The 16,778-nt window shown below is 39.6% G+C and carries 12 protein-coding genes and 1 pseudogene; all 13 read right to left on the minus strand.

All coding sequences use genetic code 11. The features are described 5' to 3' along the window. Positions 1-8: 8 nt before the first annotated feature. Positions 9-1,781 carry a PTS mannitol-specific transporter subunit IIBC gene (locus IGJ00_RS12740; RefSeq protein ID WP_108173556.1) on the minus strand — a complete coding sequence of 591 codons (1,773 nt, stop codon included), beginning with the start codon at positions 1,779-1,781 and terminating at the stop codon, positions 9-11. Between the two features lie 256 nt (positions 1,782-2,037). Then, positions 2,038-3,051 (minus strand): hypothetical protein, encoded by a 1,014-nt coding sequence (locus tag IGJ00_RS12745; protein WP_195475638.1) that lies wholly within the window; start codon positions 3,049-3,051, stop codon positions 2,038-2,040. Positions 3,052-3,111: 60 nt separating this feature from the next. Further along, positions 3,112-3,627 (minus strand): hypothetical protein, encoded by a 516-nt coding sequence (locus tag IGJ00_RS12750; protein ID WP_071866879.1) that lies wholly within the window; start codon positions 3,625-3,627, stop codon positions 3,112-3,114. After that, positions 3,624-5,549, minus strand: a complete 1,926-nt coding sequence (locus IGJ00_RS12755; RefSeq protein ID WP_071866878.1) for a peptidoglycan amidohydrolase family protein — start codon at positions 5,547-5,549, stop codon at positions 3,624-3,626. The genes IGJ00_RS12750 and IGJ00_RS12755 overlap by 4 nt, the downstream gene beginning before the upstream one ends. Further along, positions 5,546-7,948 carry a VirB4-like conjugal transfer ATPase, CD1110 family gene (locus IGJ00_RS12760; RefSeq protein WP_373865797.1) on the minus strand — a complete coding sequence of 801 codons (2,403 nt, stop codon included), beginning with the start codon at positions 7,946-7,948 and terminating at the stop codon, positions 5,546-5,548. Before IGJ00_RS12760 ends, IGJ00_RS12755 begins: the two co-directional genes overlap by 4 nt. After that, positions 7,932-8,315, minus strand: a complete 384-nt coding sequence (locus tag IGJ00_RS12765) for a PrgI family protein (RefSeq protein WP_071866876.1) — start codon at positions 8,313-8,315, stop codon at positions 7,932-7,934. The genes IGJ00_RS12760 and IGJ00_RS12765 overlap by 17 nt, the downstream gene beginning before the upstream one ends. 21 nt (positions 8,316-8,336) lie before the next feature. Further along, positions 8,337-9,170 carry a hypothetical protein gene (locus IGJ00_RS12770; RefSeq protein ID WP_071866875.1) on the minus strand — a complete coding sequence of 278 codons (834 nt, stop codon included), beginning with the start codon at positions 9,168-9,170 and terminating at the stop codon, positions 8,337-8,339. 13 nt (positions 9,171-9,183) lie between these two features. Beyond that, complete coding sequence (locus tag IGJ00_RS12775; RefSeq protein ID WP_010736645.1) at positions 9,184-9,387, minus strand: hypothetical protein; 204 nt, start codon at positions 9,385-9,387, stop codon at positions 9,184-9,186. Between the two features lie 184 nt (positions 9,388-9,571). Continuing rightward, positions 9,572-10,771, minus strand: coding sequence for an RNA-guided endonuclease InsQ/TnpB family protein (locus IGJ00_RS12780; RefSeq protein ID WP_438844586.1), 1,200 nt, complete (start codon positions 10,769-10,771; stop codon positions 9,572-9,574). Beyond that, a pseudogene (locus IGJ00_RS12785) lies at positions 10,707-11,363 on the minus strand (IS607 family transposase). The gene IGJ00_RS12780 and the pseudogene IGJ00_RS12785 overlap by 65 nt, the downstream one beginning before the upstream one ends. A gap of 54 nt (positions 11,364-11,417) precedes the next feature. Beyond that, positions 11,418-13,058 (minus strand): immunoglobulin-like domain-containing protein, encoded by a 1,641-nt coding sequence (locus tag IGJ00_RS12790; protein WP_233433735.1) that lies wholly within the window; start codon positions 13,056-13,058, stop codon positions 11,418-11,420. Beyond that, positions 13,051-16,173, minus strand: coding sequence for an MSCRAMM family protein (locus IGJ00_RS12795; protein ID WP_142433731.1), 3,123 nt, complete (start codon positions 16,171-16,173; stop codon positions 13,051-13,053). Before IGJ00_RS12795 ends, IGJ00_RS12790 begins: the two co-directional genes overlap by 8 nt. A gap of 156 nt (positions 16,174-16,329) precedes the next feature. Then, positions 16,330-16,773 (minus strand): PTS sugar transporter subunit IIA, encoded by a 444-nt coding sequence (locus IGJ00_RS12800; RefSeq protein ID WP_071867859.1) that lies wholly within the window; start codon positions 16,771-16,773, stop codon positions 16,330-16,332. Positions 16,774-16,778: the final 5 nt, after the last annotated feature.

Below are 16,778 nucleotides of genomic sequence, written 5' to 3' on the forward strand. Positions count from 1 at the left end.
TTTCCTCCTTACGCTACTTTTTTCAAATAGTGAGCAATCGTTTCATATTTTTGTGGACTGACCATCGTCGCCACTGAAAAATGAAGTGAATGCGGTGCCACTGAACGTGCTTCCTCAGACAAGGATTCTCTTGAAACGATCAGTGTATTCGGTTGCTCCGTCAACTCATCAATATTGATTTTTTTCAGAGGGATCTCCAGTTGGTTTTTCTTCAAAATATCTTTCAATAAGGACAATCCCATTGTCGCTGATCCTGCACGATCGTCATGAACAAGTAAAATCTCTTTGATATCTTTTAATTCAGATAAATCCAAATCATCTGTTGGAGTAGTAGAGACTGGTTGGTTTGGCTGTGTTTCTTCCTTACTTCCTAATGCTTGGATGATCTCATCATACTTTGGTGAATTTAAGAAGTTTTCTACTGCAACAAAATGAGCATGTGGCGCTTTTTGTTTTGCTCGTTCCTGCAACTCAACTTGAGTCACGATCAATACGTCTGCTTCATCAGATAATTGACTGATGGCTTGATTCGTCACGAGTTGAGGTAAGTGATGCTCTTGGACTTTTTTTCTTAACAAGGAAGCACCCATCGCACTTGACCCCATTCCAGCATCACAGGCAAAAATGATTTTTTTGATCGCTGATAAAGCTGGTTGTCCCTGACTAGTTGTTCCAGTTCCTTTCGCTTGTTGTTTCGCTTGACGAGTCGCTTCCACTGATTTTTCAAAATCTTCACTTGTTTCTTTCGCATCAGCTTTTAGAATGACTGCAGAGATCCCGAAAGAAACGGCTGTTGCAGCGACGATCCCTAAAATAACTGGTAAGTAAGCACTCAACGGTGCCATTGCTAAAATGGCAATGATCGAACCCGGTGAAGCTGGCGCACGTAATCCTGCATCCATCAATTGGAAAACGAAACTACCCGTCATCCCACCAAAAATCACTGATAAGAATAATAACGGTTTCATCATTACGTATGGGAAATAGATTTCATGGATTCCACCTAAGAAATGGATGATCATTGCACCCGGTGCAGATGATTTTGCCGCGCCTTTGCCAAATAATGTAAAAGCCAACAATACACCTAGACCTGGTCCAGGATTAGCTTCCAACAAGAATAGGATCGATTGACCGGCTGTAGCCACTTGTTCTGTTCCTAAAGGAGTCAAAATGCCATGGTTGATCGCATTATTCAAAAACAAGATTTTCGCTGGTTCGATAAAAATACTCGTCAATGGAATCAAATTTGCATTTAAAATTGCTTCAACACCTGTTGCCATTGCTTGCGTCAGTGTATCCACTACTGGACCAATTGCAGAAAAGCCGATCAATGCTAACGCAAAACCGATCAATCCTGCGGAGAAATTATTGACCAACATTTCAAACCCTGATTTGATATGTTTTTGAAACACTTGGTCGAATTTCTTGATGGCAAAGCCACCTAACGGCCCCATAATCATGGCACCTAGCATCATTGGAATATCTGTCCCGACGATCACACCCATCGTCGCAATTGCTCCGACGACTGAACCACGATCACCACCGATGACTTTCCCTCCGGTGTAGCCGATCAATAAAGGAATTAAATACGTCAACATTGGGCCGACCATCGTAGCAAACGCTTCGTTTGGTAAATAGCCATCTGGAATAAATAAGGCAGTCAATACACCCCAAGCAATCAGCGCGCCGATATTTGGCATCACCATACTAGATAAGGTACTTCCTAACTTTTGTACTTTTGCTTTGAATGAAATTTTATTTTTTGGTATCGTCTCTTCCACTTCAATCGCTCCTTTATCTCTTTCTTTAACCAAATTGTATCCGCTTACCGTTTAGATAAATAGTCGGATTTTGTCACAATCATTTGTGCCAAAACATGGAGTGAGCAAAATGAGTGATTTGATGAAAGGCTTCTGGTACCGATTAGAGACGCTGAAACAATTATTTCCTTCATTTAAGGGAGCTTTTTATTTGTATATACCTACGAAAAAGCGCATCCTCGTGATCTTTTAGACTCTTTTTTGCAAAGTGAGTTTTTTATTCCGTTGATTCTCCTAATCGAGCCAGTCGCTCTTCCCAAAGCGCTACATTTTCAGACGTGTTGGACGATGCCTCATAGAATGTAATGAAATCTAAAATAATCGTTCCTTGCTCTATGTATGCCGCCATCACCGCTTTTAATTCTTCCGTTTGGATCTGTTCAAATGCGTCTTTCGCTTTTTCCATTTCTTTTACTTTCAACCAATCAAGACTTTTTTCAAAATAAAACTGATCCAGTGCTAACGTGACCTCCGGATGTTTTAAGTGGCGATTCAAGACAACGACTTCTTGTACTTGTTCTAGCTTCAAATAAGCAATCGCTAACTTGACTTGGCGCTTTTCCGTCAATTGTTCCACGTGGGTCACAATTACTGTTTCCCAATCGTTTTGATAAAAAGCCAAATCAAAGGTGGCATTTCCTGTTGGCTTTTGCTCATTCAACTTCTCTACCCAAGAAAATTCCTGTTCTTCTACTAAGTGATCGATCAATTGCTGATACCGAGCGGGATATTCTTCAGCTGCTTCTTCATATGCACCTAGTTCTACCAATGACTGCCATGAACTTTTCTGATTTTCTTTGGTTGTCACTTGCTCATTATTCGTTCTTTGTTCGATCCACATGTTGCCTTGAACCACAGCAAAAACGATTACTCCACTAAGAAGTAATCGCTTGATGATTTTTTTCCAATCGATTTGTAACAACTGATTTTTTTTCAGCGTGTTGCTTGAATGAGGGAACTGACTCTTCTTTTTTGTATTGGCTGTTTCTTGCTCCCAGTGTTGACTTAAGATCTCTTCAATCTCCTCTGTCAAAGGAAATTGCAGCACTTTTTCTATCATCATTTCTCCCTTACGATCATAAATACGTATGCGACATTGTCCTTGTGTGTTTGCCAGCAAGACTCGTCGATTTTCAGTTTCTAAATCTTCCAAAGCCTGAAACAAATCCAACTGAGTCTCTTTTACTTGTAAGTGATGGATCTGATCGATGATTACAGTTTCTTTCGCCATACGTTGTCACTCCCCTCATTCATTTTTGTTGCGTCCATTTGTAAGGTCTTCCTTACTCAATCATTGTATTTCCATAAAAGAAGACAGCTGTTCGAGATCATCCAAGACATAGCGATGATTTTTAGTGTCGTAGAGATAAGTCAGTTTGACACCCTCACGATGGCGAATATCTTTTTTTACAACTCCGCCTTCTTCATTCAATAAAGACGTTGTAAAATCAACCAAACAGAGGACTTCAACCATTTCCTCGTTCGTTTGTTTAAAATAATGCTCGCTTTTGAGCCAGCGACTGAAGCCAAAACGCTGCGGACTATGCGTTTTTTTACCTTGTTCTGTTTTTACTTTATCTTTCATCTTGTTAGAAAGAGCATCAACATATGCAGAGTAATTGTCGCCGACTGTTTCAAACGTATAATAAGCTTGTAAAAACTCTCTGACTTGTGCTTCCGAAACTGGGCCAGCTTTCTGTTCAGACTCTTGTGAACGAAAGCCTATAGACCGGCCAACACTAAAAGTCACACTGCTAAACAGTAAGAAAACAATAATAAGATAAAGAAATCTGGATTTCGGGTTCATTTGTTTTCTCCCAACAATCGATAGAAATAAACAGGCGCCAGCTGGAGATCACCCGCATAGCCTTCAAATGGAGTGATGACGATATCGCCTTCTTGACCATACCCTCGTGCAGTAGCAGGTGTGCAATGAAGGATCGTTTTACCACCATCATCTAAAAATAGCCCTGTATGCCCATAACTACCTAAAGAGTGGCCTTTCTTCCCCCATACAAACAAATCACCGGCTCTGACATCTTCTCGACTGATCGGTACCAGGAGTGTCCCTTCCAAAGAATACAATGTCTCAGTGCTACCTAGTGGCACAGGCAAGCCGACACTTCTCATCGCCCATAAAACAAAAGAAGAGCAATCATGATAAGGAAAGGTGCCTCGTTCAAAGCCTTGTGAGTATTGAACGTTTTGACGATACAATGTTCTGGCTTGTGTCAACACCTCTTGACCCACTGTGTGATTCGATTGCCAGAGTAAGCTCATCTCTTTACTGCCACCCAGTTGCACAAATAATTCTTTGATCGCCGGTACCCAGTATTGGTTTAATCCCAGGGGATCATTACTTGCACCTACAGGACAATACACACTTCCGAGTTGCTCGACTGTCAGCAGTCTTTGGTTCACGATCAATTGGTTTAGTGTTCGAGCGGTGGCGGCAATCCCTTCTTCAAGTGTGGCGTAGGAAAGCAACTCATTTTCTCGCATCAAGCCACCGGGGTTGTTCTTTTCTCGAATTCCTTCGCTCGTCCCCCAAGCAGTTTCGTGGATCATGATGGCTGCTAGAACAATGGGGGAGATATTATTCTTTTTAGCTTCTTGGATGATTGTTTCTGCATGATCACTAAATGCGTGACAATGTAGTAGAATCACTTCTCGAAATTTCTGTTCATTGAATGCAGTATCTGTTTCAATGGGATCAAGCTGTGTCTCATTGTTATCGACTACATTGGGGAGATAAAAAGCTGGATTGACGGTTTCACCTTTTTTCTGGTAAGACAGATGCAGTTCCTCTTGTTTTACTCGCCCAATCTCTGTACCCACCGATACCATCTGTCCTTCAGTAGCTGTTAGATCTACATCATGATAAGTAATGGTTTGATCGTCCATTGTGATGGTTACGTTCTCTCGGTCTCTTGTAATTTCTCCAGCGATCACAGCGACTATACTTTCTTTCGGTTCTGTCTGGATGAGCAGTCCTTCAAGTAAGCTTTTTTCTTGATTGCTTACGTAATACCCAAAGCGTTGTTTTATGCGTAAAGAGTCTGTTTCTTTCAATGGATTGCTTAATTCAGTCAAACTTGCATAAAGACCAATTTCTGCTAACAGCTGTCTACGTTCTTTCCACTCTGGCGTCCAAGTGATCACTTGCGACAATGGCTGTGATGTTACTTCGATTTGTCTCCCGTCACTGTCTACTTGCCACATCTGCTCATGCAATCCTTGGATCGTTTCTTTGAGAACATCTGGATTTCCTAATTGGTCATCGCCATAAACCATATCTAAATAAATCAGCACCTCTTCAATGTCAGTCCTGATCACGACTTCATTTGCAGCCACTACTCGTTCATTTACTAGAATCGAACTCTTAGTTGAGTTTAATTCTAGTGTCAATTCCGCATCCAATTCGGTCAAATATTTCCAGACCTTCGTCAATTCAAGCTCATTGATTTTGATCGTAGCAGACGAAACGAAGCCGATCATACTGAAAAAGAGAAAAAATATGAGAATGCTAACACCAACAAATAGGTAAAGGCTGACTTTACTACTGATCGAAGTTTTATTTCCAAGTAAAGAGAAATCAACTATTTTTTTCTGGTAGTCAAGCATGACTCTGCGAGGATCTTTGGTGTTTCTACGCAGAAAATGTCTGTTACTCCTTCGTTTACTTCGTGCTTTCGTGGTCTCTTCAATGCCTACTTGATGTTTCTTCATGGCGATACTTCCTGTCGTAATCTGTGACGTTCGACAGGATCAGTGGTGATCAATTCATAAAGTTTTGTTGTTGGATCAACAGTATTGGAGAAGGGAACGATGGCGTTGCCTGCGCGTATCAGCCCTGCCCCTTTGATAGGATTGAGCAATTGTTTTTGTTGCTGATACGAAAGATTGAACAAAGAAGACAGCTCATCTAGATCACTTTTCGCTTGTTTCAACATAATGATAAATTCAGTATTACTTAACATTCGGCGTGCTTTATCTGATAATAATAAGGTTTCGACATTTTGGGTAATACCAGTGGCAATCGCGCCCCATTTACGGATTCGGCTCCATAGTTCAAAAAAATAATTTTCACAGTAGGGATCATTTAACAGGAGTTGCATTTCATCAATATAGATCCAAGTAGTGATTCCTCGGTCTCGATTGCGAACGACCCGATTCCACACTTGTTCCAAAACAACCATCATCCCAAAAGTTTTCAATTGGTTCCCTAGTTGTTTCGTATTGTAAATCACAAAACGTTTATTTAAAGAAACATTAGTTGGTTTAGAAAACATCGAAAGTGAACCATCGATATATAACTCTAAGTCTAACGCCAATGTCTGCGCCTCTTTTTCCGGTTGTTCTTTTAAAAGCGGAAACCAATCTTCCGCCAATGTCGGTGCTGATTTTTCTGAGTTTTTTTGAAAATTGAAATACGTCAATCGCGTGACACGGTCAATGATCGATCGTTGTGCTGAGTTTAAACCAGTTGGACCACCGATCAAAGCTTCACAAGCAGTCAACAAAAAGTCAGATTTCAATTTTACTGGATCTGCCTCTCCTCTCAAGTCTTCTGAAATATCTAGTAAGTTGATGAATGTATTGGTATTAGGGGCGATATTGATGATTTGAGCTTCAAAATCATTGCCGATGATCGTATCCTCATCTTCCGGATCAATCGAAATGACTTCATCTTCGGGATTTTTAAGTAACGTCGTGATTTCTTCATATTTTTTTGCTACACCTTTGCCTGAACCAGAGCTACCTAAAATCATGCCACTCGGCGTGTTTAGTTGCTTACGATCGATCCTTACACTATTTTTGGTCATTTCATTTTGCCCATAATATTTGCCATCTATATGATCAAGATCTTGCGCTGAAAATGGAATAAAAATTGCTGTACTTTCTGTCGTCAGCGTCCGTTGTTGTTCGATCCAATTTTTGCCTAAAGGTAAGACTGAATTGAATCCTTCATCTTGTAGATAGTCTAATGCATTGAAATGACAACGATTTTTACGTCCAACATGTTGGACTTGTTCCGCAATATCAGCTAGTTTTTCTTTGGTCTGAGATCGGAAATAAACGAGTAAGGTAACAAAATATAATTTTTGGCCGGTTTTGACTAGATCGTCTAATAAAGCTTCGGCTTCCTTGATACTATTGGTCAATTCATACGGAATACTTGAATAAGGATCATAGCCTTTTTGTGTCGCTTTTCTTTCAGCAGTTGTTTTGTCTCCTTCCATATAAGCTTTTTTAATTTGAACCAACTGATTTGCTTTTTCAGAATCCACTGGTTCAATGTGGATCGATAAACACAACTCTTCGCCAATATCCATTAATTCTAAGATCAATTTATCTGAAAGTTTGGTGGGGTAATCTTTCAAATAAAGGACTTGGGCATAGTCTGAGCCAATTTCGATATAGTCTTTTGCTTTAAAGCTAAAACTTGCAGGGGTAACCACTGCCTTTGTCGACAAACGGCTATAAACTAAATCTGTATAATTGAACTGAAACCATTCATTAGGTTTGATCAATTCATGGAGCAGTTGCAACCGTTCTTTGCCAGAAAGTGTTTGACTACTTGATTCGATTTCCGAAAGGCTATGACTAAGTTGTTGTTCGATACGTGTCAAGGAATGCTTGGCTTGGTCATAATCAGTGGCCTGCGTGCTGAAGGTCAATAGATTTTGTTTGCTAAAATTCGTTCCTCCTTCTGTTATGGTTCGTCGAAGCATTTCATTCAATTCTCGACGGTAGATGTCCTGTCTCTCCCCTGTTTCTTTATAGAACAATTGCTTTTCAAGTTCCTTTTGTTCCATTCGCTTTTTTTTCAAGGTAATCGTTAGATGTGTTCGGTCATCACAACTATCTAGTAAGGTACAATACCCTTGAAAAATAGCTTGTTGGTCTTCTACAGGTGCAATTTGGTAATTGACATCTGAAAACTGGATACTTTTTGAATATCGTCCAGAAGTGAGTTCACAAATTCCACTTTCATACATTTTTTCATAACGAATCTTCCTTTGTGCATGTTTGGCTGGTGCTGATTTTCGTTCTTTTTTTCCTCTTTTTTTCTTTTGCTTGTGTAATAGTTTGGTTAAGGAAGACTTTTTAATTCCCTTTTTCACTTCGATATTTCTCTGTTTTACTGATTTTCCTCGTTGAAATCCCTTCATGATCTTCCTCCAACCGAGCATTTTGATATGGATAGTGCTTTGTTGCGATAAGATGGCGCCAACGAATAAAAAGATATTTTTCTAAAGGCAACTGATTTTTTTTGATCCACCCCACCGATAAAATCGGACTAGTAAAAAACATCAATACAATTCCTAGATCATCAATTGAATATCCCCAAATAAAATGATTAACTAGACCGACCGGTAAAATCACGATTAAAGCTAATGCGATAACGATAACCTGTCTTAAAGAGAAGCCAAAAAAGATCTTCTCTTGATATTCTTTGATTTCTTTTCTGATCACGACTTCAATTGCCATTTTTCACACTCCTTTTCTCACTCAGGCCGCAACGATGATCGCTTTCGACCATTTCATGGTGTAAAACAAACACATGGATAGTGCCAAACAATTACCGACAATCGCACTGATCACTGCAATCATCCCCTGCGTCTCATCAAATGAAAAAACAGTACTCACTAATAATGGATAGATGTTCAAAACGATAAAAAGCAATACACCTTGTAAAGATGCCGCACCAAATAGTTTAAAAAAATTCTTTCCAACATGACCAAGTTCTGTATTCACTAAAGCGACAATCGGTAAAGGTGAGATACTCAAATAAAGATACATTTCTAAAAAACGTAAAAAGATCAGCACTTGAGCAAGGACGCTAACAATGATCGATAGAATCAAGGGAACGAGTAAAATCATCAACAACACCATTTTTTCAAAAAAACCTAGCTGATCGATCTGCTCCATCACGTTGAAGATATCCATTGTCTGATCTGTCACACCTCGGATCTCCAATTGATTGATTCCTTGACTAACAAAAATACCTACATCCATAATGGCATTGAGGAAAACCATCAAGTGACGTAAAAGCAGTACGGTCAATCCGATTTTGATAAACAATGGCAAGAAAAGATCCAGTCCACCAAACTCTGACTGCTTGCCATATAGTCGATGTGCGAGTTGTTGAAATTCGATCAACAATAGAAAACCTAATAGGGAATAAGCAATAGGTTTGATGACACTTTCCATGATCGTCACACTGTAATGATAGATTTCCGGCAAATAGTGTTCGAGATTTTGTAAAAGACTATTTTTATGATTCGTCGATAAACTTAATTGTTCTGCAATCGTTTGTAGTAAAAATTCGATCGCACCGTCCATCCTTTTTCGCTCCTCACATTGAAATATTCGTGATCCACGCACCAGCAGCTAAAATCACAGCACCCCCAACGATTTGAAAAATGGCATGTTGCATCCCTGGCCCATTATGCTCTTTGATTGCAACGCCTAATTGGATAATGCCCCAAACGGTCAGTAAGCTTCCTGCAGTAATCACCCCGTTGGAAAATAAAGACATTGCTTGATTGAAATAATCCATTTGCATCTGCTACTCAAAATATAGACAAATATATCTATATCGAGATTTCTCTACTACTTCACGTAGTTAGAATTACTGTTTCATCGAATGCCGCCTCGTCACTTCCACACTACTACGGTTTGTCTCATTCTCCACAGTCGTTAATTCCCGACTAAGCCATCGGTACATATGCAAAGTTCCGATCTTATGCAATCACTTTGTATTCCTTCACATCTTTCAAATTCATGCTCGCGTTATAATCTCTATCTGCTACATATCCACACTTCTCACAGTGATAGGTACGCTCAGATAGCTTTAAATCCACTTTCTTATGCCCACATTCATGACATCGTTTCGAGCTAGGATAGAATCGATCGACTAGTCTTAACTCAATATGATAGACTTTACATTTATCTGCTAATTTTTTACGAAAAGCATAGAAAGATTGCTCTCTCACAGCTTTTGAAAGATGCCGGTTTTTCATCATCCCCTTGACATTCAAATCTTCAATTGTGATATAAGCTGGTTTGGTTTTTACTAGCTCTGACACAATTTTATTCACTCTGTCCCTACGGATATCTGTCAACCGTTTATGAAGTTTTTGTACTTTCAAGACTTGTTTTTCAATATTTTTGCGAGTAGCTTCTCCTCTCTTTGATTGTTTTTCGTTGACACGCTTTTTTTCGCTTTCGTATTTCCTCGACAGCTTGCGTTGTTGTCGTTTTATTTGTTTTTCGATTTTACGAATTTTTCCTGATTTATTGATATTTTTATAGGTTTTCCCTGTGGAAAGAATCGCAAAATCTTTTAATCCTAAGTCGATACCCACGCCTTCGGTAGGAGTATCGTTCAGTACTTGAGCGGTACAGTCCTGTTCCACGATGACCGACAGGTAGTAGCGGTTTGCTTGTTGGCTGATGGTGCCACTCTTTATGATATGTTTGTCATCGTGTTTAGGAATATAGCCTTTTTCTTTCAGTTTTACCCAATTCAAAGAGGGAACTTTTATCCGATGACGCTCACAACGGATGATTGTCTTTTTATCGTTCTTCACGAAATACATCGATACATCTTGGTGCTTCTTCTTTTTAAATTTAGGAAAATTAGCTCTTCCTTGAAAAAACTTTCTAAAGGCTTTTTCTGTCTCCATAATCGCGTGTTTCGTTGACTTCGCATAAACAGCTTTGATCCACAGCTTATCTGGATGGTTCGGAATGTAGTCGTTATTTAACCACTTTGAAAAATCCATACCTGATACAAACTTTCCGTTTGCTTTGTAAACTTCTTGGTTGTGGTAAATGTAAAAGTTCTTTACAAAACGTGCAACGCCAATGGTTCGATTAATAATTTCTTTTTGTTCTTCTGTTGGAAGAATTTCCGTTTTGTATGCCACTAACAACTTCATCACCTTCAATCTCATCTTTATACTTACGGAGTTCCATAAATACGGAAACTAAAAACGTGAATGATTGAAATTAAATCTTCAACTAATTCCTGTTGTGGCTATAATCTGGGTTATAACATACAATAATCGTCATACGAAACTTTGCCCATGTTTTTAACCCGTACAAATCTATCTTTGGATGTGATATAAATGGTGTCTATGTTTCCCGCCATTACTTCGTCTAACAACAGACTCCATTTTTGCGCTTGTAATTAAGACCACTGCCAATATCCACAAATACATCATCTAAATTTATGCCTTTTCCATTTACATAATTTCTCAAAAACTCCACTTGATTGTTCAAGTCATCTTTTTGTCCGACACTAGACAATTGAGCGTAAGCAATGTTCTTTTTGCCACTTGTTTTATCGCCTTTGATGTAAGTTAAATACTGGTCTTCTGTATACTATCTTCGATTTTTTGGTGTCCGATGTGCTTTTAACATACCATCGTTAGCCCAACGTTGTAGCGTTTGCACAGAACCCCCTAATCTTTCTGCCATATGCTTTGGTGCTCCATCATTATTTCTCCTCTCATAAAAACCACAGCACATAAAACTACTTTTGTGGATATTTGTATATAAAAATCACTGCTGTTTAGTTTCTCCTTATTCTCCCAATTTCTCTGGCATTTCTGGATTGTTGTCTTGAATAATGACATGAAAAGATACTGTCGTTTCTGTAAATGTATCTTTGACCGTCAAATAAACAGGATAGCTTCCAGGTGTATCCCAAGCGATTTCTTCTATGATCTCAACATCTTCTATTCCAATACTCTCTTCACGATCCGACACGGAGATCCCTGCTAATAAATCTGGCTTTTCTTCGCCTACAATGATTCTCTTATCCTCTATCCCAGAAAATACAGGTGGTTCATTGATTACTTGGATGCTCCCAAAGGTTTTGGTGATTTTTCCATGCGTATCTTGGACTTGAAGAGGAAAACGATAGGTATTTAATCGGGAAGTGTCGATTTTCTCCCAAAAGGGCAGATCGATTGCCACTTGTAATTGATCAACCGGATCTTCACGATCTGCAAGAAATAGTTTTGCTAGATAGCTTTCTTTATTCAGTTCACTAAATACAGGAAGAGTCATATGCGTATTTGTAACAGTCGGCGCTTCATTTGTTAGGTGAACATAGATTGTACGCTCTGCCGCTCGTTTGCCATAACGGTCAATGACATTCCCAATTCTTACGAAGTAGTTTCCTGGTACATAGGGGACAAGATTGGATGCTAAGATGTTTTCCGAAGTAAGATTGATGGCACCATCTTCTTGATCATTTACGGAGAAATAATCAAATAAAGAGAATGATTGATCAACAGGTAAAATCAGTTGGTTCGGCCCACTTATTATTGGTGCTTCATTGGTGATCGTAATATTACTTATCAGGTTGGCACTTGCTCCAAATTGATCACTCACAGAATAAATCACTTCATAGCTTCCTTCTTTTTCTGTCTGGAGTGTGGTTTGTACTTGAACCTCTGCGGTCAATTCACCATCTTCTTCATCGTGAGCGGAAATGCCAGCCAATAAGTCAATACTTGAACCGATCGTAGCGTGATGACTTTGTCTTACTTGTTGAATGGTCGGGGAGTGATTAAACAGAAATGTGACTGTCGCAACACTCACTTTCCCTTTTGAATCAGTTGCTGTGATCTGCATCACTTGATAGCCAGATTCGTTAGGATTGACGGGCGTATAATGGATCACTGGAACGGGATCACTTCCTTGAACAACAGTAAAATAGGTAAAGGGATCAATTGCTGTTCCTCTTGGTAAGATCTGCAATGGGTCGTTTACATGCACGTAGGGACTTTGCCAGTGATTGTCGCTCTCTGGAATTGCTACAACCTCCGATAGCGTAACTTTTTGTTCGTCTTCTGCGAGGCGATGCGTGAGATTGCTTCTTGATACTGAATTTTCTAGACTTTGAGGTACTGTTGTTGCTTCAAGGTAAGCGATCCTCAGCTGATTGGTTTCATCCTTGATTGTTGCTTCAGCGGGGAGAGCCAATGGTTTTCGAAATTGAGAAGCAAACTCAAACAATTGAGAAGAGTTCTCCTCTTTTTTCAGATGGCTCTCCTCTGGTGTTTTCACTTTGATTGCCTGTTTCGTTTTGTTTGAAGCGGGCCCCACTGTTGGTGAGACTTCTGTTTGTTGTGATTTACAACCAGTAACTAATAAAACAACTGAACAACTGAATATGAACAAGCCAAATCTCATGTATTTTTTCCTTTTAGTCATTCAACCCACCCCTTTTTTGTTGATAGATCAAAACACCACTCACTCCTAGAAATAAGCTACCTAGCCCTACTAGAGAGACAGAAGTACGACTATTCGTTTTAGGTAAATTCCGAGTATTATCCTGCTTTTTCGCTTCTTCTTTTTTCTCGTTTTTTGGTGTATTGAAATAAACAGTCTGCTCTTTATTAGTCAGATCATCTTCACGTGCAACCTCATTTTCTTGTTCAGATTCGTAGTACAAAATATGAGTGGCAATCAGCTGATCATTGGCTTTTAGCGTATTGGCTTTCAGTTCCAGAAAAACTTCAAACTGATCTTCTTTACTCTTTGCTGTGTAGGTTGAGATTGCTTCGTTGATGACTTCTCCGGTGTCACCTTTTCGGTACTGCGTCACTACGGTATACGTATGACCGACTTCAATGGCTGCTCCTTTGATCCAGACTACGTCTTTCAATTGATTGTCTTTGGTTGGGTCAAGCTCCTTGCTTCCATCGAGAGATGTGAACAAACTCGTCAATGCTAATTTTTCTCGTTCGTTATAGGCTTCTAATACGATCAACTCACCATCTTTTTCAACAGTTACTGAAAAGTCTAAAGGTTCTTCTAATGGTAAATACCCTTCTAATGGTTTTCCTTCAATAAATTGATAGGTGCCATAGGGCAAATCGCCTACTTCGATTCTCCCCTCATCATCCGTGAGATATTCTTCAATAAATTGAAGATTTTCCTCGCCATTTTCTGATTTTTCTACTTGATATAGGCCAAATGGTACTTGCACCAAAGGTTGTTCATTCAAGCGATCTCGTTTGATCAACTCAATGGGTTGTCTTGCTAAACGGTTAGGGACTTCTAAGCGAATCAATGCACTATGATTTTCCACTGTTACACTGAAAATCAATGGTTCTTCTAACGGGAGATAGCCTTCTGGCGCTTTGACTTCATGAAGCTCATAGCGATCCACGCCCCAAGGTAAGCTCTCAGTTGTCACTAATTCCCCTTTTTGATTCGTTTCAAAAATCTCAGTTTTTTCTGTATCATTCGGACGCGTCATTGCTACAAATGCCCCTTGTCCATCATTCGCCCAAGTATCAAAAATCTTGAATTGTGCGCCAGCATAGGGAATTTGTTGTCCTGTTTCTTGATCGATCTTGATGAGATGTACGCGTGATTCGATGATTTCATCTTCTAATAAAAAGAAATGTGTATAATCTTCCTCACTGATCGTCACTTCAAATGGTTCAATGATCAAATAGCCATCCGTTCCTTTTGTTTCAGTGATCGTATACGTATCATAGGGTAAATCGATAAATTTAAAGTAGCCGTTTTTTTCAGTGACTTGGACATATTCTTTTCCTGTGGTATGAGCGGTGGCTGTTAGTTCGATTCCTTCGAGTGGTGGTTTATGATTCGTTTGATTGGTTGTTAATGCGTGTAAAATTTCGAAGATAGAAGTGGGGATAAGAGGTTTTGAACCAAATTTATACCCTTCGACATGACCCTTGATGACGCGATCAGTGACTGTTTTACTATGGATAGCCACTGTTTCATTTTGTCCTGCGTAGGTCAAATGTATAGGGTAGATCGTCGGATCTAAGTTATAGCCTTTCGGTGGAATGGTCTCTTGTAAATAATAGGTTCCTAGTCTTAACCCTTTTAGCTCAGCTGATGCACTTCCATTAACCTCTTCCATCGTCAATTCCGCAACTGTTTCTCCGTCTTTGTCCGTTAATTGATACACAGCTCCGATCAATTGGGCACCTCCTTGAGGCTGATTGCCTGTTTCTGCATCTTCTTTGATGACCATCAAATTAGCTGTCTGTTCTTGATTAGCTAACGTGATACTCGTTAATTCATTCACTTTGACAGTGATAGTCTGGGGCGTTGGATTTAAAACGTAGCCTTCTGGCGCTTTGATTTCTTGAATCGTAACAACCGTATCAACGAGTAGATCATGCCAAATAGCAACACCATCAGAATCTGTCGTCAATTCTTTTATCTGTCCATCCGCAGTCGTGAAACGAAAAACGGCGCCTACTAATGGTTGTTTTGTTTGTTGATCGACTTTGCGGATACCTGCATGTCCATATTTTTGCACGCGTAACTGAAAGGAAGTTCTTGTCAGCTGCGGCACTCTACCGACTACCATATTTTGTGTATAAGGATGTTGGTACACGACGATTGCTCCTTGATAACTACTGGGGATATGATAATCAAATGCGATCTCACTTGTCGCCGACGCCTCTTTCGATGCAGTGACAGTTACTTGATTCCCTTGCTTTTCAATGGTTACTCCATTGATTTGTTGAACAGGCGATGAGCTATAATTCGAAAATGCTCCTGTTGTGTCGGTCAATGTTTGGCTTTCGCCAGCTTTTATATCCAATATTTGTCCATCAAAACTCGGTTGGGTATAGAACCGTTCCACTTGTTCCATCACTGTTCGTTTGAATGTTTGGTAATCGTTCATTGTCAAAACACCAGAAATACTGGTGGGGGTGATTCCTTGTTGCTCCCAAGCAAGGAGTTGCGTCATCAATTCTTTTTCCATCGTGTAGTTTGTCGCAATCACCCCATAGTATTTGATCAAAGAAATTTTCTTCAATAATTCTGTATTTTGAATACTTGAATTATACCCGCTATTTTCTCCGATATTCAGCGCTACTCCTTGTTCCAGACAAAGCGCAATCTCTCCCTTCACTCGCTTGCCGTACCAACCAATTTCTCTGCCACCATTAGATAGATGGATATCGATATGAGGGATATGGATCGCTGGATCAACAACGACACTTTCATTTGCAAATGGATCAGCCAATCTTGGAGAATGTTCATGGATCGCCGCTTCAATATAATTCGTCGAGCCAATAGTAATCAATTTCCCATTGGCCCTTTGGACTAATTGATAGTTTTTTTTGAAACTTGTCCAGCTATTATCTGGTGGGATTGATTGTTCAGCTGTAAGTAAAGTTTGATTGGGGGCTGATGCAGTGATTTGTTGATACGTGGGGAGGTCAGGCAATGTTTCTGCCGAGACTGGTCTTACTTTCATTTGAAAAAAAATCGTGATTAAAATAATGATCGGTAGCATCAAAAATAGTGATTCAGAGGATTTCTTCATTCTTTGACTCCTTTCCTTAGTGAGATAAATCAACTGAAAACGTGATGTCTTCTCCTCGCACCTCCTTCACTATATAATTACGATTTTGGCGAGATTCTCCCAAAAAAATAGAAAAAAAAACGACCAATCAATTGATTGGTCGTCGCGTATTTTACGTCAAAACTCCTCAGCTTGTTTTAAGATTTGTTGGATTTCCTCTACTGTTTGGGCATCGCTCAATGCCATCACTTGATCGACATCGGAACAAAAAAAGGCAAGTTCTTGTAAACTTGTTAATTGTTGGTTTTCTCGCATGATCACTGCAAATAAAATCGTTGCGACTTTCTTTTCTTCGTCGATACCAAAGTCAACGCCATCAGGTACTTGGAACAAAAAAATACCCTCTTCAACAATCTGTTCATCTTTTGCTTTTCCATGAGGAAGTGCCACAAAGTTACCGATATAGACACTTGCTGCTTCTTGGCGAGCAACCATCGCATCGATATATTCCTTTTGGATGACTCCTTTTTCAAGTAGTTGTTCACCAATCTGCTGAATGGCTTCTTGCCAGCTACCAAACTGTTGGTTCAACCAAATATGTTCAGATGAAATCTCAAGCATCAATA

It is taken from the genome of Enterococcus sp. AZ062, assembly GCF_051715065.1.
In the GTDB taxonomy this organism is placed as follows: Bacteria; Bacillota; Bacilli; order Lactobacillales; family Enterococcaceae; genus Enterococcus_B; species Enterococcus_B mundtii.